Origin of the sequence: Weissella sp. MSCH1 (genome assembly GCF_045799135.1) — a bacterium.
Classification (GTDB): Bacteria; Bacillota; Bacilli; order Lactobacillales; family Lactobacillaceae; genus Weissella.
On record NZ_JBJMBA010000033.1, the window covers coordinates 89,062 to 112,441 of the forward strand.

A 23,380-nucleotide genomic window follows, 5' to 3' on the forward strand; every position below is an offset into this window, starting at 1 on the left:
AAGCGAGTTTACCCATTGCTGGTAAACTCGCTTTTTCTATAGCAAATAATTTAATAATGCGCCAATGCCGTAAGCAACACTGGCTGCCACGTAACCAACTAGCAATGTTAAACCAATTTCAGCCCGCTTGGATTTATTGGTTAGTTCTGCTTTGACCATCCCCAGCAGCGCCAAAGCCACCCCCACAATCAGGAATGAAATCGGAAAAGCCACGGTTGGACTATGAATCACAGCATTTACAATTAAGTAAGTACTCAACGGGATTAACCCAAAAACATTAAAGGACAAAAACGTGGCCACACCATCCTCAAACGCGGCCCTTTTTGTTTTACCGGCCGTTGCAGATAAATAGGCGCCTGCAGCCATTGAAAATCCATCGGCCAACAAGTTAGAAAAACCCAAGATGATAATGACCACATTTGAAATATCTCCACCGACCGATCCGGCAACGACCGCAAACGTGGTAATAATGCCATCTAACCCGCCATACACAATTGGTGACGCAAAACGTTTCATGTTAACACCACCTCAACTGATTTACTATTCAAGTAAGGATACCGCGTCATGAATTTTAGTCATGTCGGTCATATCAGCCTTACCTTCTTCAAACATTTCAACAAGTCGTTGTTCAGTTGGTGTGCGATCGGCTAGCGCCTTACGCTTTTCAAAACCGTACATCACCCGCAACAGCATCTTATCTGACATACTAATTTCGTCAAAGGCAATCTTGCCACCCAACAGCTGCATCGTTGCATTTGGCATGTAGTCTAACACTTGTTCCTGCAAGAAATGTATCGTGGCATGGTCTTCTGGTGATGTCATTCCAACGACAAATACCTTTTCAACCTTAACTGGGTCAAAAACATGCGAAATTTCCGGTAGCCCCATAATAACCCGTCGGTAAATTGGCGCAAAGACATAAACCTTTTCAATACCTGGTTCACTCGCCAATGCTTGACATTGCTTTAAGTCGCACAACGGCAGTCCCATCAATGTCGCAAAGGCTTGTGCATACCTCTCAGTCGTACCGTATTTTGATGCGTAAATAACTACCCCATTTGTTTGTTCCATCAGTATCCCCTCCTATCATGTTTCTTTATCAACTATTATATGCCAGGTGTTTGACTGCTGTATGCTGCCAAAAAGAAAACCATCCACTTTATTTAAGGGGATGGTTTGATATTTTTGAATTATCGACGCACAATATCTGGAATTGTGTCTAATTGGTTAACTTCGTATGTTGCCTGATATGGCGTGTTGTTTGCCACTCGGTGTAAATTAACCCAAAGCGTATCAAGGTGATACCGGTTTCCGCCCTGAATATCCGACGCAAGGCCATCGCCAATCATAATTGTGTTGCTGCGTGTCATAGCCGGTTGCTTATTAAAAATTGCATCGAAAAACTCTGTGGCTGGTTTAGCATGCCCAATTTCATCAGACGTTACCATATCATCAAAATATTTCATAAAGCCGGTATGAGCCATGCGCTGTTCCTGCGTGTGTTGCTCCCCGTTTGTACCCGCAATCAATTTATATCCTTGCTTGGTTAATTGTTGCAATAGCGACTCTGCGCCGTCCAAAACGTAGTAATTCTCATTTAAATACCCACGATACTCTTTTTCAAGTGCAACACCATCAACATCACGGCCAAACTGATCAAATAAAGTTGCAAAGCGTGTATTGTGAATCTGGTCCTTACTAATTTCCCCACGTTCATAAGCGGCCCATAACCCACGATTAATCTGTTGATACTTATCAAAAGCTTGGTGAACATCCGGCACTTCATGGTCACGGAAAACATTCAATAAGCCAACTTTCTCGCCTTTTCGAAAATCCAACAAAGTATCATCTAAATCAAAAATTAAATGCTTATACACAATCACGCCCTCGCTTTCATATTTTTAGTGTAACAAAAACAGGTAGCCAAGGGCTACCTGTTTTTTAAGTCGTTAGGCCTTATGCCAATCCCACTTAACATATGCATACGTTACGAGATATAGCACAAGCGTCGTCGCGAACAACTCCAAGAGCGTTGCCATACGAATGCCTTCTTTCTAAAAAAATTGCACAAAAAACTTACTAAATTAGTGTAACATTGTTTTTTCACAATTCAATGAAATGTCCAGAATTCAGGTCAATGTTACCAAAACGGATAAGGTTGCGTTGTTGCTACCATATCAAAGGCCCGCGAGCCAAGCTCTTCACCATCCGCATGGCCAAATTCTAACCGTGCTGTTCGAATGCGAATTTGGGCAGCCGTAAAGCGATGAACTTCTTTGTACTGATAGTGTTTACCGCGCATTAATTGCGCCAGAATAACGAACAGTTTAATAAACACTTTGGGGCGCTCAATCACAATCAAGTCAATTAGGCCGTCTTTTTCATCAGCATCCGGCATAATTTTAATGCCCCCGCCAAAATACGGATGATTTGACAAAGTCAGTAAGTAGCCGCGATTAAAGTAATGCCGTCGCTGATTGACATCTAACTCGATTTGAAAAGTATCTTGCAGACTAAATGTTTTGAAGAGTGCCGACAAATAGACTAATTTACCTAACTTTAATTTATTCAATATTTTCTTGTGTGTGGATGCGTTAGCTAATTTGACCGTCGTTGCATCAAACCCAATGCCAACGTTATTCACGAAGTAGCGGTGTTCCCGCTTAATGGCATCAACATATTCACCAATATCGATTTTTTCTGGCGTGCCTGCGGTCACGTTGGTCAGAATCCGTTTGAACCCCGCAACCGGGTCAGTTGGTAATTGGCGTGCTCTTGCAAAGTCATTGCCTGACCCCGCAGGAATATAAGCCAATGGCAACCGATTTGCAGCACTGTAAGCCATGGCGCCATTTATTGCTTCATTAAGCGAACCATCCCCGCCCACGATGACGAGCGTTTGACCCGAACCCTGCTGATACTTTACAAACAGGCGCGTCCATTCTTTAATGTCACCTGCGCGTTGCGAAAAACGTACTTCATAGTCCGTTGCTTGCTCCTTCAGGTACGATTCAAGCACTTGCCAACTCGCAACGGCTTGTCCAGAACTCGCCGCTGGGTTGACCAAAAACGTAAAATGCATGCTATCGTCATCTCTCTTTCATTTAATCCATTAGATAGTATACAAAATTCATACGATTTAGTCAGCAATATCCACATCTCATCATGATTCCTTCAAAAAAACCACACAACCCAAACGAGTCGTGTGGTCTGTTGCGTAGTTAGTGTGTTGCGCTACCCCAGAACTTTTCTTTGTAAGCATCACGTGATTGCTTTTCTTCGTTGTACCGTTCAACGTTTTTCTTGTAGAATTCTTCATTCCTTTGTATATCAACGTTTTAGCGAATTAAGGTGCGAAATAGATGCGAAATACAAAACAAATAAAAAAGCCCGTCCAGATAAAGTGCAATCATTTTTAGTCCAGACGGGCTTTTTAAACTGGTCGAATTCGACCAGTTTACTTATTTAATTGTTCAACCAACTTGTTCAAACTCTTTGGTGTGGCATTCTTAACGTAGTAAGTACCGTCGGTTCCGAAGTCCCACTTGTAGCCCTTCCACGTACCTTGACCTTGCACCAGCTTGCCTTCGCCGTCTGACCAGTAATACAAGCCCCATGATTGCGTCCAGTTAGACTTGATCAGTTTACCGTTAGCAAATGACCAGTATGACCCCATATGCTTCTTGATACTGTTGACCTTGTGTTTGAATGACTTGTCCGTGTACCAAACACCCTTCTTTGACCATACCGTAGCACCATCACCAGGGTTCTTCTTAATCACCGCTTGGTCAGCAGTGAAGAAGTTGTCGTACAACTGGTTAACGTCGAAGCGACCTAGTGACATTGGGAAATAACCATTTGAACCCCATTGCCACGCGTGCTCAGTTGAGTAGTAGTTATGAGTTGAAGTTGGTGTGTAAGGATATGAAGCTACCCACGCCTTTTCACCTGCAGGTGTCACATCAACATGTGAACCCATTGTGTAAGAAGTTGAACGGTAACCGCCATACTGCATCACTGCATCTTCAAATGCCTTGGCTACCGGTTGCATTGCAGCACCCATTGCCATTTGCGCGGATTCTTCAATATCAGCTACCAACACGGCACCGACTGGCAAACCGTCAGCTTGTGCCATTGATACAGCATATTGTGCTTCTGCAATCGCACCAGCTACCGTTGTCGCGTGCAAGTAGTGATACCCGTTAATGTACAATCCAGCTTCTTGTGCAGCTCGAATGTTACCAGCTGCCGTCCAGTCGTGATATGTCGTCCCTTCTGAAATCTTGGTTACAATCGACTTCACACCGTGATTGTTTCGCATATCCACGAACTCAGGTGTCGTCATTTGTCCATTGTGGTTCGACACGTCCACCATATCAGTTCGTGGTGTATCAGCGTGAACCGTGGCAGTTGAAATAGTTGTTGCTCCAAACAAAAAGGCCGCCGAAATGGCGACCAGTTTCACTGTCTTATTCATGTTTATTCTCCTTGTGTTTCTTCTCAGCCTCTTTCGTGTAGGCTGTTATTCCATCAACTACATCCAATTCGGAAACGTGCTGATAAATAATCTCTCCCGTTCCGTTCCCACCCAGCGCCTTGTAAGCGTCGAATAAGTATTGAAAATTGTTGAGTTGGTCAAGTGTCACCCAGTCTTGTGCAATTAGTCGTTCACCTTCTGCATAAACACGATCATGCAGTGTCGCAATTTGCGCTTTTGCCAAATTGTCCGAATTAGCTTCAAGTACCGTCAATCGCTGCTCAACTCTATCATCTACTTCCTTTTCTAATTGTCGTCTATGACTAATTGCCTGATTAATCATCCGTACCAATGGCAAACCACCAACGGTTGTGATGGTCGCACCAACGGTCGTAATTGCCCAGTTGAAGTCATGGATGAACTTTAGCAAGTCTCCCATTATTACTGCCCTTCTCTAACTTTTTCTTCCAGCGATACAACGTTGACTTGCTGAACCCCGTCATAGCTGTAACTTCTGAATACGTGTGTACCTCTAGCAACGCAACGACTTCCCTGTGTCGCTTTGTAATACGTTGCTTTGGCCTTCCTTCTCTATAACCTTTTCTCAATCTCGCTCTCGCGTTACCCTCTGCCAGTCGTTCAACTATCATGTCTCGTTCGAACTCAGCAAATGCAAGCATGATATTACGCAACAGGCGTCTTGCCGTTGAATTGTCCAACAAACCAAGGTTAAGCACATTCACACGCACTCCTTTTCCAGTGAGTTTGTCAATTAATGCAATGCCGTCACTCGCTGTACGCGCAAACCGATCTAACTTTGTGACGACCAGCATGTCGCCTTTCTTTAACCTGCGTAGTAGCTTCTTAAACTCCGTCCTATCCGTAGTCGTACCCGTGAACTTTTCGCTATAAACTTTCGTGCATCCCAACGCTTTCAATTCTTCAATTTGACCAGTTAAATCTTGGTCAGTTCCACTAACCCGTGCGTACCCTAAAATCATCTCAAAAACCTCCAAATGACTTAGCGTAGCAGAAACTTAGCAGTTAATGAAACGCCGATTCGCAAAGTGCTATTTGAAGGTCAAACAGTATACAACGGAGCGGCTGCGTTGTTAAATCAAACAGCGTTGAACTATAAACAACTTGAACTAACGGTTTCATTTGTTGGAAACAGGAACACGTTCATGATTTATAACCCTTCAGTTGGACAAGGTGTGACTGTAAGTGGCATTAACGTCGCAAATACAGGAAGCAATACGACTGGAACGTTTCTAGAAGCTGATGTTATTCTTGCTACCGCGTCATCACTGATTATTAATCGAAGCGTTTCGGTGGATCATACTGCAAACGGACAGCAACGAACAGACGGCAACACTTCAATTGTTTTGGAGCGTGTAGTCGGTATTAACTATTAGCCTATACAAAGAAAATGGCGTTACCAGGTCGAATATATCCGCTAGTTGATATGCCACCACCTACAGGTTTCACACGGACTGATGAAGTTGTCATTAACGTCAGCTCAGGAATAACAGGACTAATGTTAGTAGCAGCACTCGTGGCAATCCAAGGCGTTGCTGTGGGTAGTGCGCCCGTTTGTGCCGTCAGATTGATTGTGTAGAATGTTCCCGCTGTCATTTGCGCTGATACGTTTATGGACATTCCTTTGAAGTCATACACATACATTGTGCCAAGTTTATATACCGCGCCAGTAGCCGTTGTATTTGCGATATTATCGCCTGAAACAGTGAAAGTCGCTACCTGTTGTAATGCCGTTCCATTAACTGCTATTAAAGCGGAATGGCTGCATTTAACGTGAAGAACGTACTAGACGTAACTGTGCTTCCATTTGTACCGGCTAGATATAGCTGATTAGTAGTTCCGTTAAGTGTCATAGGCATATACGTTGAACCACTAACAGGAATACCCCAGCGGTCACCATTAGTAACGGTGATGTCTGGAAATGTTGCGAACAAACCATTCGTTGAACCCGTACCAGTAATACCTTTGATACCGTACCCTTTGATATAAAGTACATTATTGATTACACGGTATGAAATGGTTCCCGTGATATTTGATGGAGTGACTGCATTTTGCCAGTTATTAGTATCGCCTGGTACTGCTAGGTTTTCGGCACTCACCTTTCCAAAATGAATAGTTCCGTCGTCGTCAATTGCTGAAATTGCCTTTGCTAGTTTTACGAAATTAGCTTGTAGGGTTTCGGCACCATCTGCCATACCCTTGATAATGTCTTGAAATACACTCATGTCGTGCCTCCTAATTCTTATATCCGTTATTTTCAATCAATACACCGACTGACCGGTGACCTTCAGTTAACAAGTAACGTCCGTCTCCTTGGTCAGTGATTGCTGGTTCACTTAGCATGATGTCATCAGGCAGGTAAATCTTCAGGTGTGATCCGTCTAAGTATTCAACCTTGCTTGGTGCACTGATAACATTGCCACCACCAAAAAAGCCGGCCGGTTCATCACCTAAGCCGACTAATCCTAGTCCATACTCCCAACTGAACACGTGAACAACTGGATAACCGCCGAAGTCATGCTCAAACGTGATGCCAGTGTCGTGTGTGGGTAGTAAGTTATTGATTTGGTTTTGCAAGTTGCCAGCAACATCACCGGACAGTTGAGTTTGAAGATTGCTCAACCAAGTTTGGAATGTCGCTTGCATAGTTTGCAAAGCCGTCTGTTGTTGTGTGTTATTGGCTTCAGTATTTGCTTGTGCCAACTCATAAATAGTTTGCAGCATTGCCGTATATTGCTGTTCAAGCCCTGAAACTGGCACGTCAGCGAATGGTGAACTATATCCACCTAACGTCTCATCTGCTCGCATATCAGTGATGTCAGCATTGGTGATTACTGATGCGCCTTTCTTAACTCGAACCTTAGCCAGCATCAACTCTCGAATGGTATCTGAGTTAACAATTGCTTCACTGTCCTTCTTGTAGACGATTGAAATCGCTCGATTTTCCGTGCTCATCTGCAGAACAACTGCATCAGTTCGGTCTTGCGTATTTGACGCAACCGGAACCGTCAGCATAAAGTCTGCCGTGTTCAAGAATTGACGGCCACGGATAGTTGCACCACCCGACTTCACAATAACGTTCATTGAGTTCGTTGGTGACTGCGTAACTTGCAACTTGTTCCCGTAATTGAAGAACACACCATCAGTGAACAGATTGGAATAGAATTGTGCGAAATCTGCGTCGGAATAGGTACGATCACCCCCGACGTCTTGCCATGGAAAAGTCCAAACTGCCATTACTTGGCTCCTCTCTTGATAATATCCAACATGGTTGGTGACTCTTTACCCCAGGTTGGTGTTAGTGTGTGGTGCGAATCGTCCCACATTTCAGTCATTGAAGTTAGAACAACTGTCTTGGTTACACCAAATCGCTTTGACGTAATTCGCACACGGTCTCCGACGTCATAATCAACGCCATATTCAAAAAGCGGGTTGTCCAAATTAACGTCACCGCTAATGGTCAACACCGCTTCTTGCTCGTTTAATTTACTTGTACCACGGTCTTTTAGCGCCTTGATGTACTGCGTATCCGTGTAAGTTACTTCTTCTGATGTCTGCTGCAAGTCACGCGCGTCAACATACAGTTCTTTCAAGTACAAATCAGATTTGTTGCCTTGGTCAACCGTCGTATTCTTTCGCGCACTTCCTTCACCTTCACCGAAGATGTAAGCGTAATTCATCTCGTCGTAGTTTGAACTCTCATATCCTTCATCTAGCAAGTTTTCGAAATCAGTGTTGAACTCAACATAGTTCGAAACGTCATTACCTTTATAAATCTGGATAGTTTGAGTTAGCGGTGAGTATGAACTTGCAACTTCCTTGAAACCAAAATCATAAGTCTCGGTTAGATCCTCGATTTCAGCTAGAACATTTGCATAACTCGCTTGATAGTTGATTGTCTCGCCCGTTAAGCTACCAGGCGCACTAGTCGTCAAATAACCAATTTTGCGCCGTGCAGTTGAAGGGTTAACAACCTGCTGCATCAGATGATTATAGACAATCGTTTCAGGTGCCTGGCTAGCCGTTGAATAAGTCTTGTTGACGATACGAAAGCCAGCCTTTCCGATTAACGATTGACCTGAAACAATCATTGTTCCGTCACTAACTTTGTCAGCAACAACTTGGTCAATGTAGAAAAACTCGCCGTTAATCATCAATACTGCATCATCAACTAAATAACGAACACTTTCATCAGTAATCGTGACCTTCATTGTGAATGTATCGTGCAGGTAGTAATTCCTAACGACCGTCAAGCTGGCGAAACTATCAATAAACATTCGTTGAACAAAATTGGTAGACCCTTCACTCTCAACTCCGAATACTTCAATTTCAACTGGCTTCTGCATACCTTACACCCCCAGTTTAAGTGGCACGAACTTCAACGTAACAAACATTCCTTCGATACCGCTTTTTGCCTGCGCTTGAAGATAGTTCGTTTGTGTATTGTCCAGTTGAAGGAATGTAGAACCAACCACTCGGAACTGCATGGCATTAACTTCTTCTCCATCAATGTCATATAGCGTCATTTTCTTCTTGTTTCGCGTCGTTACAACCACCAACTTTTCACCAGCTACGAAAGTTCGATTAAACTCCATAAACTCGGTTGTCTTGATGTTATAAATGCGCGGGTTAACCACAGTTCGAGTGAAAGTGAATGTAAACTCACCACCAACAACCGCATCACCCGCGTTTTCAACTTGCACAATCTGACCAGTTAGGACAGTTGAGAAAATGTATGCGTCCGTGATTTGCAACGGGAACTTAAATCGATTGTCAGCAGTTGAAAGCGAAACAAGTCGGTCGTAATACGAAACATCTCGCCAGTATGGATCAAGCGCTTGAAACTGCAATACGGTTGATTGTGTTAGCGCCGTATTAGCGTCACCTTCATCAATCCCTTTAATCAGTTCAACGTCAATCTCGTATGATTTGCCCGCCACCGTGTAGGTCAATGTACCCGCAATCTTTGGATTAAGAACGTGAATTGCATTGCGCTTCAAATCTTGCAAATCTGCGAAATTGTCGGCAGCAATAATCATCTCAATTTCCATATCTCGAACTGCCAGTGAAGATGTCGTTTTCGTCGCACCGTCCACACCGTACTGCTTAATTGAACTCAGCTCATTTTCAGCCTGTCCAAATCCTGAAATAGATTTATAGACGAATGGCGCTACGTGGGAAATCACAATAGAATCGCCGTTCGTATTCGTGTATTTGAATTTCACTAAACGTCCCATTAGATACCTCCTAACAATTGATAACCAAGTTGGCGCATTGCGTTTTTAGACTGACGTGCTGCTTCACGTGCTGATGTATCACCCGTCGTGTAGAAGTTTTGTTGAATAGTAACAGTTGGCGTGTCATTAACCATGCCACCCATTGCATTTGCGATACCGGCACCAATTCCGCCTAATGTTTCAGCGTTCAATGGCAAAACTGCTTCAGGGCCAGCCTCACCAACACCCTTCATACCACTTCCAGTAGCGAACAGTGTAGGCTTTGAGAAAATACCACCCTTGGCATACCAGTCAACCGAAACAGACGGTATTTTACCCTTAAGCGGGTTAAACGAACCACTCAATGAAAAGTGTGGCAGTGGAATTTTAGGAATATCAATTGACGGGAACTTCAAGTTGAAGTTAAACAAGCCCTTGATGTTATCGATAATTCCACGAACAACATTCAGCGCACCATTCAACACGTTTGATGCAGCGTTTCGCACTCCATCAAATGCTCCACTGGCAATTCCGCCAAGTGAACCCAGAACGTTTGATACTGTTCCACGAATACCGTTAACAACGCCTGAGATAGTTCCAGAAATGCCATTCCAAATAGACCCGGCAATACTGCGAACTGAGTTGAAAACGTTGGATACAGTGTCTCTAATTCCGTTCACAACATTAGAAATCGCATTACGAATACCATTCCATACTGAATTAGTTACACCGCTAATGCCGCTCCAGATTGATGAAACGTTTGAGCGAATGGCATTAAGTACGTTGCTAATGAATGATCTAATAGCATTAAACACGTTCTGGATAGTTGAACGGATGCTGTTAACCGCGTGAGTAATCACCGCTTTAATTGCATTAAATACCGACGTCGCAACTGATTTAATACCGTTGATGATGTTAGTAATAATCGACTTGATAGCATTAAAGACGGTTTGAATGGTAGAACGAATAGCGTTAACCGTATTAGTAATGAACGTCTTGATTGCGTTAAATACGCTGGTAATTACGTTCTTAATACCGTTGAACACGTTCGTAATGAAACTCTTAATCGCATTGAACACAGTTTGAATTGTTGTGCGAATTGCATTAACAACATTTGTAGTGGTCGTCTTGATTGAATTCCATGTTGACGAGAAAAACGCCTTAATCGAATTCCAAGTATTCGACACAAATGTTTTAACGCTGTTAAACACATTCGAAACCGTCGTTTTAATGCTATTTAGCGTCGTTGTGAACGTTGCCTTAATAGCATTCCAAACGTTCTTGAAAAACGTTCCTATGGCCGTAAAAACGGCCGTGGCAGTGGTCTGTATTTGATAGATTGCGTATTGAATGTTTACCTTGATAGTCGCCCAAACTGTACTCAACCATTCAACGATTGCACCCCAATTCTTTATTACGGTGACAATAACCGAAATTGCTGCAACTACGGCCGCAATAATACCGATAATCGGTAGGATGGCACCCGTACCAAGTACGCTAAATATCGTAACCAATCCTGTAATTACCGGCATTAGAACTGCAATAACTGCAGCCACGGCACCGAACGCTCCGATTAATGTTTGAATAATCGGATCAGCATTGAGAAACTTTTCAACTAGTTTGGCTACCCAATCAATGACTGGTGCCATCTGCGCCACAACTTTTGAAAGTGCGTCCTTCAATTTATTGATTGAAGCCTGCATTTTCTCGCCAGGTGTCTGTTTCGCTAGTTCTTTCGAAGCACCGGTTACATTCTGCGTACCAGTTGCAGCTTCAAGCAATGCAGCTGACGCATTTTGACCCAAGTCTTCGAATTGCGTACCCAGTCCTGAAACCGCTGCCTTGGCTTCGTCGGCTGGCATACCCTTCAAATCCTTACCAACGGCCGCCATAACTTCCGCTGATGTTGCACCACCATCTTTGAACTTCTGGAAGACATCTTGCGTCGCCTGGCTAAATTGTTGCATTGGCTCATCAAGCTGTCCGGATGTCAGTCGAAGTTGGAATTCCTTGATACCGTCGGCAACCTTGTCAGTGTTGAACGCCCCATTCTTCAATCCAGCGTTAAGAACATTCAACATGTTTTCGCCAGACAAGCCAGCGTCCTTAAATGTTGGTGCATACTCATTAACCGTATCCAAGAAGTCGTGGTTCTTATCAAGTCCTAACTGCAACCCCTTAGCGACAATATCAGTCGCTTCCGTTCCACTGACACCGAACCCCTTCATAGCCTGCGAACTGGCATTAACGGCATCTTCAATATCAACTCCTGCACGATTAGCGATACCTTGCAGTGTGATTGTCATGTTGGTCAAGTCCGTTCCGTTCAAGTCCTGAAACGAGTTCTTAACCGTCATAACGGCTGTGTTAGCTTCTTCAACGTTATCCACTAAACCTGAATCAAACACAGCATGAACTGACTTCATGGCATCTTCGGCTTGTGATTTAGTCATCCCCATTGAAGTTTGCATGGTTGCTTGCGCATTTGCGAAGTCCATACCGGTACTAATGACTTCACCACCCATTTCGGCAGCTTTATCAGCAATACCACCCATGAACTCACCAATGTTTAATTTGGTGATTGTATCAACGTTATCCGCCGTATCTTGTGCAGCAGTTGAAACGTTCTTAAATCCGGCCTCTGCTCGTGCTGACGCATCTTCCGAACCGTCCATGTACTTATTTACATCACCCAATCCACCTTTCAACTTATTCAGTTGTCCTTCAGTAGCTTGGACTTCACGTTGGAATGAACGGTATTGCGCTTCACCCAAATCACCGCTCTCGAACTGCTTATCAACCTGCGCTTGTGCTGACCGGAGTTGATCTAACTTGCTTTGAGTTGTCTCAACCGCGCTCGATAGCAACTTCTGCTTTTGCGCAACCAGTTCAGTGTTGCCGGGGTCAAGTTTCAGCAACTTGTTAACGTCACGCAACTCAGTTGTCGTGCGATTAGCTTGTTGATTAACGCCAGCCAACGCCTTATCAAGTCCGTTGGTGTTACCGTCAATCTCAATGGTGATTCCTTTAACTCGTGAACCCGCCATATATTCTCCTTTCTGCTAAAAAGCGTCGAAATCTTGTTGTTGTGCCTTGCGCGCCGGTTTCTTATCCGACTTGGCACGCTCTTGTGATTTCATCTCGCTATTAGCGTATTCAACGATAAAATCCATGACTTGCCCCAAGTCCATCATCTGCATTTCATCCCAGGACAAGCCCGTCTTTTTAGCAATCAGCAAGAAACTGTCAGTATCAAATTGCTCGTCGCTGACGTACTCGTCCTCTAGGCTTTTTTTGTTGAGATTGAAGTCATTGCCAAATCAACCAAGTCCCCTAATACGTCAAACACAGGGAATTCTTCAAACTCTGCAAACCATTGCTCAATAGGCTTGATGTTTTGGTCTGCGTTCTTGGCATAGACGTAAGCCATGCGTTGTACAAGTTGAATGTTGTTTGGATCCATAATCAACTTCATCTTGTCCATATCTGTTTCTGCTTCGGATGCTTGCGTTGCGAACTCCAAAAACTTCGTGAAATCTGCGAAAAAGTCGCGGCCGAACTCATTGCGATAGAAGATAGGCGTTGCACCAGATGAAACCAAAGTAAGTTCTTGTTGTCCCAATACGATTGTCTTTTTCATGATTATTTCTCCATTTCATATTTAGATATGTATCCGGCCAAAGCCGGAACCCATTACGCTTCTGGTGTAGGAGCTGGGTTTGTGAAAGATGCGCGGTATGGCGTCGTGTGCCATGCAGCATAAGTTTCATCATCTGTTTCTGAATCAGTCTTCATCTTGGCAATTTCAAGATATGGATCCAATGCAGCCGTGATGTCGAACTCCTTGGTTTGCACGTCCAACTTGTCCGACTTGGTTGCACCTGCTTCAGAAGGTCGTGCGAAGGTTACGTTGTACAAAATGTGACGCGTAGCCTTCTGGTCACCGTCAAACTCGAAAGTCAAAGCAACGGCCTTACCTTGTCGCAACGATTGTGCAATGACACCGTGGTCGTCGCGCAAATCGCCAAGCACAATGCTTGAAATAGCGTATGGCATGTTTGCCATTTCCAACTTTCCAGTAAATCCTTGGTTGTTATCACCTGACCAGAAAATTCCGTTGTCAGCATAGAAGTCAGTCTTATCTCCTGCTGCATCAAGTGAAAGGTTAACGGCTCCAGGATACTTAATAGCCGTGTCATACGTAATTTGTGTTCCGTCATCCGTAAACGGGTGAACGTAAACATTCTTAAGTCCAAATTGAACCTTGTTCTCTGCCATGTTCATTCTCCTAACGTGAATTCATATACCCGCATAAACATTTGCTCTGTGTCGATAAACGATTCATCCCAACTAAACGGGATTTCGTTATCATCAAAAAAAGACTCAACACTTTTTTCTAGTGCTAAGTCTTTTTTATCGAAGTACAGTTCAAGGTCTACAACGGTTGCTTTGTAAAAATTGGTGTTGTCTGCGAACACCGTTCCGTCATCATCAACTGCCATGTAGACAGCAAACGGTAACGACGGTGCGTCGCCTTTAAACTCGTAATAAGCCAGTGGCAATCCGGTAGCTGACACAAACGCCTTGGCAAACTCGCTAAACTTCATATCAACCCCCTAAATCCGCTTTCTAACTTCACTCTCAAACTCATCACGTGCCCAATCGTAAACAGGTTCAATGTGAGTGTAACCACGCACACGTTTTCCATTACGACTGGCGTGTCCAGCCTCTAGCAAGTGGGTTAAATACCACGCCTTAGCATTCCAAACGTTAATGGTTTTCTTGTCCTTCTTAATCGCCCACCCCTTGTTGTAACGACCAGTCTTGTTCTTAAAACCACCACCACGCTTCAATCGTTTAACACTTTCCTTTGCAATGTCAGTTTTGGCTTTTTCAAGCCCTTCCTGTACATCTTCGGTATAAGCTTTGAGTTCAGCCATTAGCTCACTGGCAAAATCTTTATCTGCCATCACGTGTGTCCCTTGATAGGTACAAACGAATACGTTCGCCTGAAAGGTCAGCTCGTGAGACGTGCAAGCGCTCATTGTTGAAATATACGATTGGTTCGTTATTGTACTCAACACGCGCAATGACGAAAGTATAATCAGGCCGGAAAGTTCTTTGTCCCGCCTCATCATCAATCTCTCGTCCATCTGCGTATCGATTTGCGAACACCTTGCGTTGCGGTTGCTCAACTTCAACTTCCTGCATTAGATCGTCGAATTGCTTTTCAACTGCTACAAGGTAGATAACTGAATCATATCTCATTCTGCATCCCCCGCTGGGTCGTACAGTGAGTGAAGTGCCAGTGACACCTTCAAATCTTCATACGTTGCCAAAAAACGCGGTGCGTCAGGATTGTCATAACCCCAATTGCCCTTGGTATACAAAATAATCGCCTGCTTAATCAACACTGCATTCTCAGTTGAGAAATCAGCGCTAACTAAACCGACGACATGTAAGTCCATGCGGGCTGCCTGAATTAAATCATTGATTTCGTTATCCAAATCAGCATCTGGAACAGTCAAGCGCAATGCAGTCTTAACCGCTGGGAACAGTTCGTCCATGCGCTATCCCCTTTCTGTTAAATCAAAGCCAGCAAATCAGCCTTTTTGGTGATGCCGTCGTGATTAATCTCGTGAGCGTCCAAATATGCAGTGATTTCAGGAACCGTCGCCTTATCTGTCAGCTCAACTTCTTGAACATCATCATCGTTTGGCTCGTTTTGGCCGTCATCTTCGATATCAGCAATGACAGGGCCGTCAAAGTTTGCCAAATCTCCACCCATTAACTCTTGGATACGCTCATCTGTTGGCAATTTTGGGAACATATCGCCTACTTCATAACGCACCTTCGTTTCCTTATCCGTAAATGCTTGCAATACCTTGTAAACCTTAGTCATTTTCCTATTCCTTTCTCAATTAAGCTTCTTGTGCTGCGATAGTTACCATGTAACCAGCGTCAGCGTCGGCCTTTTCAACGTCAAAACGCAATACACCTTGCAAGATACGTCCGTAGATGTTGTTCTCTACCCATTGAACGGCAATATCAGCTCGGTTAGCGAACAATACGGCCCGACGCAAATCACCAACCCATGCCTTCTTAGTTCCGGCTACATCTGTTGATGCAAATTGCGTGTCACCGATAACAACGACAGGCAAGCCAAACAAAGTCTTACCAGTTGCAGTTCCAATTTGGTCTTGCAACAAGTAACGACCTTCACCGTCCTTTACCTTATCCAAAGTATCGAACATTGATTGCGTCATAACGAACGACTTGCTGTACGCTGGATCCAAATCAACGTTCACAACACCCTTCAATCCGTCCACCAAACCAGCAGCTGGGAATGACTTTGCAGCAAACGTTGACAACACGGCAGCAATCTTCGCGTTCGTCGTGTTAATCTTCAACGTTTGAATGTGTTGTGCAACTAGTGAACCCAAATCAACTTGTGCGTCATCCAATGATTCTTGTGATACCGGAATAGCGCCACGGTATGTGTCAATGTCCCATTCAACGTTATCGAATTGTGGGTTGGCTAACGTTGGGTTTTCAACCAATTCTTCAGTTGAAGGCAAGACTGCTGATGGTCGCTTCAAAATTGGGTACTTACCAGAAGCCGTTGACACTTGCGTCTTGGTAACCAATGAAGCCAAATCAACAACCGTTTCCAACTCCAATGTTGGGTCATAGATGATTGATTCAGGGATAACTACGGCAGCGTCATCTGACGTCAAACCGTCGCGCTTCTCACCCTTAGTTCGCATGAACGCGTTGAACGCGTCACGTGCTTCTACCTTTTGCTCTTTGTCCTTAATTTCAACAGGCATTGATCGTTCCTCATCTTTCTTCTTTTCGTCGTCACCGTCTGCCGGTGTGTCTGTTTCCTCTGTGTTGTCTTTTGCTGACTCATCAGCTGGCGCATCATCTTCCGTGTTTTCTTCGGATACAGAAGAACCCGCATCAGGAGTTGAGCTATCTTCGCTCTCGTCTTGTGCGGGTTCGTCCGTTTTATCTTCAGTTTTTTCTTGTTCAGGCGTTGCTTCTTGAAGCTTCTGCAAGTCCTCAATATCCTTTTGGATTTGCTTCACCTTTGCCATGGCTTCGGCTGAATCATCAGCAGTTGAGTCTGGATCATCAATCAAGGCTTGCGTTGCTTCAATTGCTTCAACCAGCTCAGCTTTCTTTTGCTCAATGCTGTCTGCAATGTTCATCTACATGAACTCCTTCCTTACTCGAATGATTGCTAACTCATCTCTCATACGCTCTCGCTTGCCGTATGCAGGCTTGCTGGCGTCACGTGATGAAATAGCGATACTAGTATCTTGATACGCCGGTAATGGCGTAATAGTGACCTCAAACACTTCATCAATCGCGGTCACGTGTCGGATGTCGGGTGAACCATTCTTACCAAACGTCCACGTATCAGCTTTCGTCGTGAAAGCGAAACTCATTCCCTTGATGTTGCCAACTCGAATATTTTCCAAAACGTCATTTGCCACCGTTGTATTAGGCAGCGTTGCTTTGAAGAACAATCCCTTGTCGTCAACTTTAAGTTTGAGAGTGCCGGCATCAACTCGTGCAAGCGGTTGGTTCATGTCGTGAGCATAGACAAGGTAAACACCGTCAAAATTAACGTCTTTGAGTGCTCCCTTATCGATATACTCAATAAATCCGCCTAAATCCTGCGACGGTTTGTCAAACATAATGGCGTATCCACTCACCGTCCGACCGTCACCGTCTGCACGTAACTCAACGGCTGACAACAGGCTACGCACTTCATTCTTTGCCATTTGTTTTGTCCTCCAACTCTTGCGCGGTAGTCATCTTCGCAATGTCATCCGTGACGATGTCAGAAGTTGAATCACTCAAAACCTTCACTGCTTGTTGTTGAGAGAGTATCCCAGCACTGAATAGTTCCTTGGTGCGCGCTTCAACTTGCGACCCGTCCAAATCAATTGCCGTGCGAACATCTGCATCAATCTCAACACCGAACGTCATTTGCAACTCATCAACGATTGGCTGCAAGTAACGACCAAGTGTCGTGTTATACGTCGCTGTGATTTGCTCAGCGTTTGAGTGCTCACTCTCTCCACCCAACATGTCAGTCGGCATCATGAACGCCTTAGCGATTTGATTACGCGTCCAATCAGTTGAGTTGAGCAACTTCGCAACGTCAGCACTAACTTGTGACTGCGTGAAGTCGAATAGCGTGTCCATGACGATTACACGGCCTGCGTTATCGCCACTATTGGCTTTCTCGAACTCTGCACGTGCATTTTCACGGGCTTCCGGCATCAACGGCTTTTTAGCCTTCAAAACAGCGCTAGGCATGATAGCTTTACGCAAGCTTGTCAGGGTCAATTTACGCGCCGTCTCTTGCAGTGTGAGTTCGTTATTCAGCGCCACTAGTGGTGAACGTCCGACCATTCCACCGTTCAACGTCAACATGCGAAGATGAACGACGTCGCTTGATTGAACGTTCTTTTCATCTGGTTCATCAACTGCGTCAAACCGGAAATCATAAGTTAGAGTTTGGCCGTCGTCGGATAGCCAGACTGTTGCATGATCAGGTTGCACAAATTCAAGAAATTCTTGTCCTTGTTTCACGCGTCGTAATGCGTAGGCATTACCTGAAAGCAACATTGATGCCACCATTGATTGCCAGAAGTTGAAACGATTGGTCAAACGAGACGGGTTAGCTAGTAGGTTATTCACTTTCTCGTCTTTGGCCTTGAATTTCACTCTGGCAATATCGGATGCCAAGATGTTAACGGCTGTCCACACGTCACTATTCCTGATTGCCTGCTCTGCATTTACGTAGTCTCCAAAGTAGGCAAACCCACCATCAACTACGCTTATACCGGAGCCTGAACCACGAATAGGAACGCTTCGTTTTTCAAAAAACATGCGCAATTATTCCTTTCCGATAAAGTACGAAGCAGCAAACGAAAACAGACCAATTGTGAATAGGCCAAAAACCGTGCCAACAAAAAAAGCGCCAGCCACAACGGCCAACGCTCCTACTACTGACAAAATATTCGAAATAATGTATCGCATATCCATGTTTAAAACCCAAACTTTCCCGACAAAATGTAGTTGTTCAACTGTTCATCATTCATGCGGTCGTAATCATCATCTCGTTCAAGGTCTGTGAAGTCCTCAAAGTGATTGATTGCTTCCACTAATGCGTCAATTAAAGCGTCCACAAGGTCGATTTTGTACGTTGCTTTGTTCTTATCAATTTTTATCCCGTTGTCGGCCGACACGATAACGGCATTCATCAATGACTTTTCCATCATCAAATCGTTGTAGTGCGTCACTCTGTGCTCAACGAAAGCGTCGGTTAACCACTTTGTCGGCTCATTAAGCGTCCAGATACCCTGACGCACTGGCAACATTGTCCACGTTGTAGCTTCTTCAAACGCCTTGATAATGGCGTATGTGTGAGCTGCGTCGTAGGCAAAATATATAACGTTCAACTCGTTATCCGATACGAAATCAGTTAACCAGGTGAACACGAACTCATTATCAATCAGTCCTTTTTCATGCTGTGTAATATCGGCATAACCCAACTCTTGCATGTGAGTATAATTGATGCCGTCTTGCTTCTCTTTGGCACCGATACTTCCTGCCTTGTGCCATGGAATAAAGCTATGTTGCATCAGGTGCCACTTCTTGTTTCCGTCATCATCACGATACGGGAACACAAACGCAACTGCCGCGTCGTCGGATGTCATGGAATTATCGAACCCGATATAAACATCACGGCCTCGAATATCAAACTCACCCGTATCAATCACGGTGTCCGTCACATCTTGCAGTTCGAACGCTGAATTTTCATCTGCATTCACCCAGACATTCAACGACTTAACCAAAAAATCATTGGTCGTTCCGTCGAACACAGCCACATCACGGTCTGACACCAAACCATTAAGAATTGCGTCCTTTTTCTCATCTAACCCCAGTAACGGATTGGACTTGATCCAAGTTTCAGGGCGTTCAATCTCGCTCGCTTCATCTTGTGACCAAACGGCCAGGAAATTATCATCAAGAACTCGTTCTCCACTCTGAATTGCTTCTCGAACAATCTTAATGTCCTCTCGCAAGGGAGCGTTTGGATTTTGATAGGCAGTTGAAATCTGAATGAAGATAGCTTCCTTGTTGTTAGTTTGCCCTGACGTGATTTTCTTAAACGCTTCACGCGTCTTTTGGTCGCCAGCTTCGTCAAATATTGCTGTCGTTGCGTGATAACCGTCATACTTACCACCTTCAGCAGAAATACGCACAATTTGGTTCTTTCGTCGGTTATCAAAAATATCCATGAAACGAACTGCAACGTCTTTCTTGTGTGTTCCTTTGAACGTTGAGTTGAGCATTAACTCTACCGTTGCTTTGGTATAGTTGAACAACTTTTTCGTCTGGTCAGTTGTATTCGCTGACAACAAAATGTCCTGATTAGACTTTTGATAGCTTTGAACGAAAAAATCATATGCTGCAATTATTGAAGCTAAGTAAGTCTTACCTTGCGCACGTGCAATCGAGATAATCGCTCGTCTAAATCGCTTACCACCGGTCTTGTTATTACGCCACGCAATAATTGAACCAAGAATGAATATTTGCCAAGGCATCAACGGCTTAGGCACACCATCATCTGGGTCTGGCACTAATGCAGCGAACGCCAGGAACTTGTGAAGCAACTCCACGTCAAAGTGGAAGTTAAACTCGTCAGTGTCTTGGCGTTCTAGGTCGTCTATATGACGTTGTGATGCAAGTATGATGTCATTTCCAGCTAAAATTTTGCCTTTAACAACGTCGTTTGCATATTTAGTTACGGGGTCAAGCGGTTTAAACGTCATCCAAACATACCGACGACATTCTTGCCGTTCCCTTCGCTTTCAGTTGGTTCTTCAGCAAGCAAGTTTGAACGACTGATTGGATCTAACCCCAAAGATGAACCAATCGATTTAATGTTTTTAGCTGCGTTATTTTTGATGTCTACGGCTGGGTTTTTCTTAATAACCCCGTTGTCGTCTGTGTAAGTTAGACCGTTCTCCCGGATTTCAACCTGAGCGAACTTCGACATCTCAACTTGTTCCACGTATTCCATCAATAAAGGCTCATCTAGCGCCGTTAAGTACTTACGATTTGCTAATTGACCGACGACACGGCCCCAAAGCGACTTCCCAAACTCACTCAATTCTTCCGGAGCCGGGCCTATCGGCTGGAACCCTGAATTATTCTCTTGCGCGCGTTGTGCACGTTCTCGTCTGTCCAAATTCTTGTCATTTGTATTTTTCAAACTGGCTTTTCGCCCTGAATTTTTGTTTCCAGCCATACCCTGGTCTCCTTTCAAATTTCATTTTCTGGGAATTCTACAAAAAACGACACTATCGTCGTTGGTTCTTCCTTAGAAAGCCGTAGGGGGGTCTCTAAGCCTGTTTAAAGATTGTCTTGATTAGTTTTACATCAGTAATAGGAATAACGTCAGAACGCAATTTACGCCCGTTTCCGGTACCGTAATACTTTTGCTCCCAATTCGTCTTTTGTCGGTGGCACCAATTGCAAGAAGCAATCAAGTTATCTTCATCCAACTCCAACTCTCTATCAAACTCTCTCGGTACAATGTGGTCTACCATGTCGGCTGGCGTTACCCTGTCCCACATTGCACAGTATCCACACATACTGTTGTCCCGTTCCATAATGTAATCTCTCATCTGCCGCCAAGGTGGCTTGCGATACCAGGCATTACGCTCACCACGTTCAGGGTCAGCCATACGCTTCTCGTCATACTGCTTGTACGTCTTCGCTGACACCCTGCGTGGATGCAATGGCTCATGAACTGCACACCAGGTTTCCTCATATGGAATCATTGTCCGGCAGCCAACCTCTCGGCATCTATGAACCTTCTGTCCCATCACACCCACCTTGCTTCCGTGACACCCTCAACTGTATTGACCTCGGTTAGGATATGAACCCGGGTGTCCCAGATAACCCGTGCACCAACCCACTCAACATTAGGCGTCAATTCATCTGTATTTACGGTGAACCCAATCTGGTCAGCGTAATTGTCCAGCAACTTATCCACTCCACTCATGTTGATCGCCTCAGCATATAGCGGATCATGCCATTTATTCTCACCAATCTTCTTGGCAATGATTAACGTATAAGTTTCTCGAAGTCCCATGTTTCTATCCTTTCCACTAAACACTAAAAATTAACTGACAAGACAGATAGGTGTTCACATCAAACTAGTCAATTCTCGGAAACCAATCTCTGCAGATCTATGCATTCTCATCTATTTCACCTCAAGGACTAGTGTTGGTCTGCAAATGCCCAACCAGCAACGCTCGTATTATTGAACACTGCATCTCTATCAATACCAGTTGCCTTACCATGATAAGTAAACGAGAACCCTGTTGTAGTTGGCCTGAAGTTAGTTACATTTTCAAAATGGTACGTTTGCCCGTTGTTTGTAAATACAATTAACTCATGAGCTGGAACAACCTTTCTATCGGATTCATTCTCATTCAAATCGATAACATTGTTGCTCCCTGAATTACCGAAAATTTCTGAAATAGAAACCGCGTGATTGTCTCTAATAATGTCAATGTCTCCTCGCAATGAGATGGCATTCCCCTTAATCAATACACCCTCTTTGGTGAACTCAATGATTTACCCGTTTTCCAATTTATATTCTTTCATTCCATTACTCCTTTTCAGTGCAAAATAAAAAGCGCTTATAGCGCTTTTAAAACATATCAAGGTGATAATATTTTGATTTATAAATTCTCCCAACTGAATCTTTTACATATACCTTAAAAGTAACACTTCTGCCCGTAATAAAAGGGTTGAGACTGTAACTGCTTAAAGATACAAGGTGTCCTAAGCCACTACCGGACATATGTCCGAAATTAATAAATTCACGGCTATTCGCTCTGACAGTAAAAACACTATCTTTATTGAGTATTTGTTTCTTAAAACTCCCCTTAACAATTATTCCGCTTTCAACCACAACGACATCAAACATATCTGCATTAAGCATTGCGACATTCAACCAATGGAGAGTTACTTTTTTATCCCTGAACTTACTTTTCAAATTTTGAATACTTACTCTACTGTATTTAAAATCATCCTTAAATACACTCCCATTCACCAAATTGAAATGGATTTTTTGGGGTTCTTTTTTTGATAAATACAATGCTGTAACCGTTGCTATAACTGTAGCTATACTGCTGAGCCAATCTGCGACAGTTGAATTTTTATCCATCCAATTTAAAATAGATATCGGCCAAGCAGATAAACTATCAACATATTCTAATAAAACATTCATACATAAATCTCCTAGTGGATTAAATTCTAACATACTGATTTCGTAAAAATATCCTGAACTTGAAAAAACCGCGCACTCCCATATATGGAGTCACGGCATGAACAACGAAATTAGAAAGCATATCCTTATGTTTTATTGATATGTACACCAGGCGGCACATACAAGCTCCTGGCACGGTAATAACTATCAAAGTTTATCCTTAATAGTTTTGAGTATGTACGCCAGACATAGCAACTGGCAGTGTCGTTTAAAACAAATACAAGGAAGATTATCCTTTAATTTATTTTGTGCTATGTGATGCATGTGGTCAGGATT

Annotated in this window: 32 protein-coding genes; 1 reads left to right on the forward strand and 31 read right to left on the reverse strand. The window is 43.8% G+C overall.

Annotated elements, in window-relative coordinates; translation table 11 throughout:
• Positions 1-36 precede the first annotated feature (36 nt).
• The 7 genes from ACJ28U_RS03915 to ACJ28U_RS03945 all read right to left on the reverse strand — a co-directional run bounded on the left by ACJ28U_RS03915 (position 37) and on the right by ACJ28U_RS03945 (position 5,478).
• Positions 37-516, reverse strand: a complete 480-nt coding sequence (locus ACJ28U_RS03915) for a VIT1/CCC1 transporter family protein (RefSeq protein WP_407618435.1) — start codon at positions 514-516, stop codon at positions 37-39.
• A 24-nt stretch (positions 517-540) separates the two neighbouring features.
• Entirely contained in the window at positions 541-1,071 is a 531-nt protein-coding gene (locus ACJ28U_RS03920; RefSeq protein WP_407618436.1) for a flavodoxin domain-containing protein, read from the reverse strand.
• A gap of 119 nt (positions 1,072-1,190) precedes the next feature.
• Positions 1,191-1,877 carry a YjjG family noncanonical pyrimidine nucleotidase gene (locus ACJ28U_RS03925; protein WP_407618437.1) on the reverse strand — a complete coding sequence of 229 codons (687 nt, stop codon included), beginning with the start codon at positions 1,875-1,877 and terminating at the stop codon, positions 1,191-1,193.
• 263 nt (positions 1,878-2,140) lie between these two features.
• Positions 2,141-3,082, reverse strand: coding sequence for a diacylglycerol/lipid kinase family protein (locus tag ACJ28U_RS03930; protein ID WP_407618438.1), 942 nt, complete (start codon positions 3,080-3,082; stop codon positions 2,141-2,143).
• 375 nt (positions 3,083-3,457) lie between these two features.
• Positions 3,458-4,477: a GH25 family lysozyme gene (locus ACJ28U_RS03935; protein ID WP_407618439.1), complete on the reverse strand. Its 1,020-nt coding sequence runs from the start codon at positions 4,475-4,477 to the stop codon at positions 3,458-3,460.
• Complete coding sequence (locus ACJ28U_RS03940) at positions 4,470-4,916, reverse strand: hypothetical protein (RefSeq protein WP_407618440.1); 447 nt, start codon at positions 4,914-4,916, stop codon at positions 4,470-4,472. The genes ACJ28U_RS03935 and ACJ28U_RS03940 overlap by 8 nt, the downstream gene beginning before the upstream one ends.
• Entirely contained in the window at positions 4,888-5,478 is a 591-nt protein-coding gene (locus ACJ28U_RS03945) for a recombinase family protein (protein ID WP_407618441.1), read from the reverse strand. Before ACJ28U_RS03945 ends, ACJ28U_RS03940 begins: the two co-directional genes overlap by 29 nt.
• Before the next feature lie 66 nt (positions 5,479-5,544).
• Here ACJ28U_RS03945 and ACJ28U_RS03950 point away from each other — a divergent pair, with 66 nt between their 5' ends.
• The gene (locus ACJ28U_RS03950; RefSeq protein WP_407618442.1) at positions 5,545-5,892 is read left to right on the forward strand and encodes a hypothetical protein; all 348 of its coding nucleotides are present in this window, start codon (positions 5,545-5,547) and stop codon (positions 5,890-5,892) included.
• 1 nt (position 5,893) lies between these two features.
• Here the strand turns inward: ACJ28U_RS03950 and ACJ28U_RS03955 are convergent, their stop codons facing one another.
• The 24 genes from ACJ28U_RS03955 to ACJ28U_RS04070 form a co-directional block, all read right to left on the reverse strand.
• Entirely contained in the window at positions 5,894-6,112 is a 219-nt protein-coding gene (locus ACJ28U_RS03955) for a hypothetical protein (protein WP_407618443.1), read from the reverse strand.
• Between the two features lie 152 nt (positions 6,113-6,264).
• A complete protein-coding gene (locus ACJ28U_RS03960; protein ID WP_407618444.1) occupies positions 6,265-6,741 on the reverse strand; it encodes a hypothetical protein in 477 nt (158 codons plus the stop codon).
• A 10-nt stretch (positions 6,742-6,751) separates the two neighbouring features.
• Positions 6,752-7,753, reverse strand: a complete 1,002-nt coding sequence (locus tag ACJ28U_RS03965) for a hypothetical protein (protein ID WP_407618445.1) — start codon at positions 7,751-7,753, stop codon at positions 6,752-6,754.
• Positions 7,753-8,862 carry a siphovirus ReqiPepy6 Gp37-like family protein gene (locus ACJ28U_RS03970; RefSeq protein WP_407618446.1) on the reverse strand — a complete coding sequence of 370 codons (1,110 nt, stop codon included), beginning with the start codon at positions 8,860-8,862 and terminating at the stop codon, positions 7,753-7,755. Before ACJ28U_RS03970 ends, ACJ28U_RS03965 begins: the two co-directional genes overlap by 1 nt.
• Positions 8,863-8,865: 3 nt before the next feature.
• Positions 8,866-9,753: a phage tail domain-containing protein gene (locus ACJ28U_RS03975; protein WP_407618447.1), complete on the reverse strand. Its 888-nt coding sequence runs from the start codon at positions 9,751-9,753 to the stop codon at positions 8,866-8,868.
• Positions 9,753-12,779 (reverse strand): phage tail tape measure protein, encoded by a 3,027-nt coding sequence (locus ACJ28U_RS03980; RefSeq protein WP_407618448.1) that lies wholly within the window; start codon positions 12,777-12,779, stop codon positions 9,753-9,755. Before ACJ28U_RS03980 ends, ACJ28U_RS03975 begins: the two co-directional genes overlap by 1 nt.
• A gap of 15 nt (positions 12,780-12,794) precedes the next feature.
• A complete protein-coding gene (locus ACJ28U_RS03985; protein ID WP_407618449.1) occupies positions 12,795-12,971 on the reverse strand; it encodes a hypothetical protein in 177 nt (58 codons plus the stop codon).
• A 44-nt stretch (positions 12,972-13,015) separates the two neighbouring features.
• Positions 13,016-13,372 (reverse strand): hypothetical protein, encoded by a 357-nt coding sequence (locus ACJ28U_RS03990; RefSeq protein ID WP_259706969.1) that lies wholly within the window; start codon positions 13,370-13,372, stop codon positions 13,016-13,018.
• Positions 13,373-13,425: 53 nt separating this feature from the next.
• The gene (locus ACJ28U_RS03995; RefSeq protein WP_407618450.1) at positions 13,426-14,010 is read right to left on the reverse strand and encodes a major tail protein; all 585 of its coding nucleotides are present in this window, start codon (positions 14,008-14,010) and stop codon (positions 13,426-13,428) included.
• Positions 14,011-14,012: 2 nt separating this feature from the next.
• On the reverse strand, positions 14,013-14,339 hold the full coding sequence (locus ACJ28U_RS04000; protein ID WP_164239436.1) for a hypothetical protein: 327 nt from the start codon (positions 14,337-14,339) through the stop codon (positions 14,013-14,015).
• A gap of 9 nt (positions 14,340-14,348) precedes the next feature.
• Positions 14,349-14,702, reverse strand: a complete 354-nt coding sequence (locus tag ACJ28U_RS04005) for an HK97 gp10 family phage protein (RefSeq protein WP_164239438.1) — start codon at positions 14,700-14,702, stop codon at positions 14,349-14,351.
• Positions 14,692-15,000 carry a hypothetical protein gene (locus ACJ28U_RS04010; RefSeq protein ID WP_164239440.1) on the reverse strand — a complete coding sequence of 103 codons (309 nt, stop codon included), beginning with the start codon at positions 14,998-15,000 and terminating at the stop codon, positions 14,692-14,694. The genes ACJ28U_RS04005 and ACJ28U_RS04010 overlap by 11 nt, the downstream gene beginning before the upstream one ends.
• On the reverse strand, positions 14,997-15,299 hold the full coding sequence (locus ACJ28U_RS04015) for a hypothetical protein (protein WP_407618451.1): 303 nt from the start codon (positions 15,297-15,299) through the stop codon (positions 14,997-14,999). The genes ACJ28U_RS04010 and ACJ28U_RS04015 overlap by 4 nt, the downstream gene beginning before the upstream one ends.
• Positions 15,300-15,316: 17 nt before the next feature.
• Entirely contained in the window at positions 15,317-15,634 is a 318-nt protein-coding gene (locus tag ACJ28U_RS04020; protein ID WP_407618452.1) for a hypothetical protein, read from the reverse strand.
• Positions 15,635-15,653: 19 nt separating this feature from the next.
• Entirely contained in the window at positions 15,654-16,946 is a 1,293-nt protein-coding gene (locus ACJ28U_RS04025; protein WP_407618453.1) for a phage major capsid protein, read from the reverse strand.
• Positions 16,947-17,525, reverse strand: coding sequence for an HK97 family phage prohead protease (locus ACJ28U_RS04030; protein ID WP_407618454.1), 579 nt, complete (start codon positions 17,523-17,525; stop codon positions 16,947-16,949). It abuts the gene before it with no gap.
• The gene (locus ACJ28U_RS04035; protein WP_407618455.1) at positions 17,512-18,642 is read right to left on the reverse strand and encodes a phage portal protein; all 1,131 of its coding nucleotides are present in this window, start codon (positions 18,640-18,642) and stop codon (positions 17,512-17,514) included. Before ACJ28U_RS04035 ends, ACJ28U_RS04030 begins: the two co-directional genes overlap by 14 nt.
• A gap of 6 nt (positions 18,643-18,648) precedes the next feature.
• The gene (locus tag ACJ28U_RS04040; protein WP_407618456.1) at positions 18,649-18,798 is read right to left on the reverse strand and encodes a hypothetical protein; all 150 of its coding nucleotides are present in this window, start codon (positions 18,796-18,798) and stop codon (positions 18,649-18,651) included.
• A gap of 2 nt (positions 18,799-18,800) precedes the next feature.
• Positions 18,801-20,591: a terminase large subunit gene (locus ACJ28U_RS04045; protein ID WP_407618457.1), complete on the reverse strand. Its 1,791-nt coding sequence runs from the start codon at positions 20,589-20,591 to the stop codon at positions 18,801-18,803.
• Positions 20,588-21,070, reverse strand: coding sequence for a phage terminase small subunit P27 family (locus tag ACJ28U_RS04050; protein WP_164239455.1), 483 nt, complete (start codon positions 21,068-21,070; stop codon positions 20,588-20,590). Before ACJ28U_RS04050 ends, ACJ28U_RS04045 begins: the two co-directional genes overlap by 4 nt.
• 94 nt (positions 21,071-21,164) lie before the next feature.
• Positions 21,165-21,605: an HNH endonuclease gene (locus tag ACJ28U_RS04055; RefSeq protein ID WP_407618458.1), complete on the reverse strand. Its 441-nt coding sequence runs from the start codon at positions 21,603-21,605 to the stop codon at positions 21,165-21,167.
• 44 nt (positions 21,606-21,649) lie between these two features.
• Positions 21,650-21,919 (reverse strand): hypothetical protein, encoded by a 270-nt coding sequence (locus ACJ28U_RS04060; protein WP_407618459.1) that lies wholly within the window; start codon positions 21,917-21,919, stop codon positions 21,650-21,652.
• 128 nt (positions 21,920-22,047) lie between these two features.
• Entirely contained in the window at positions 22,048-22,380 is a 333-nt protein-coding gene (locus tag ACJ28U_RS04065) for a hypothetical protein (protein ID WP_407618460.1), read from the reverse strand.
• 103 nt (positions 22,381-22,483) lie between these two features.
• A complete protein-coding gene (locus ACJ28U_RS04070) occupies positions 22,484-23,065 on the reverse strand; it encodes a hypothetical protein (protein ID WP_407618461.1) in 582 nt (193 codons plus the stop codon).
• Positions 23,066-23,380 lie beyond the last annotated feature (315 nt).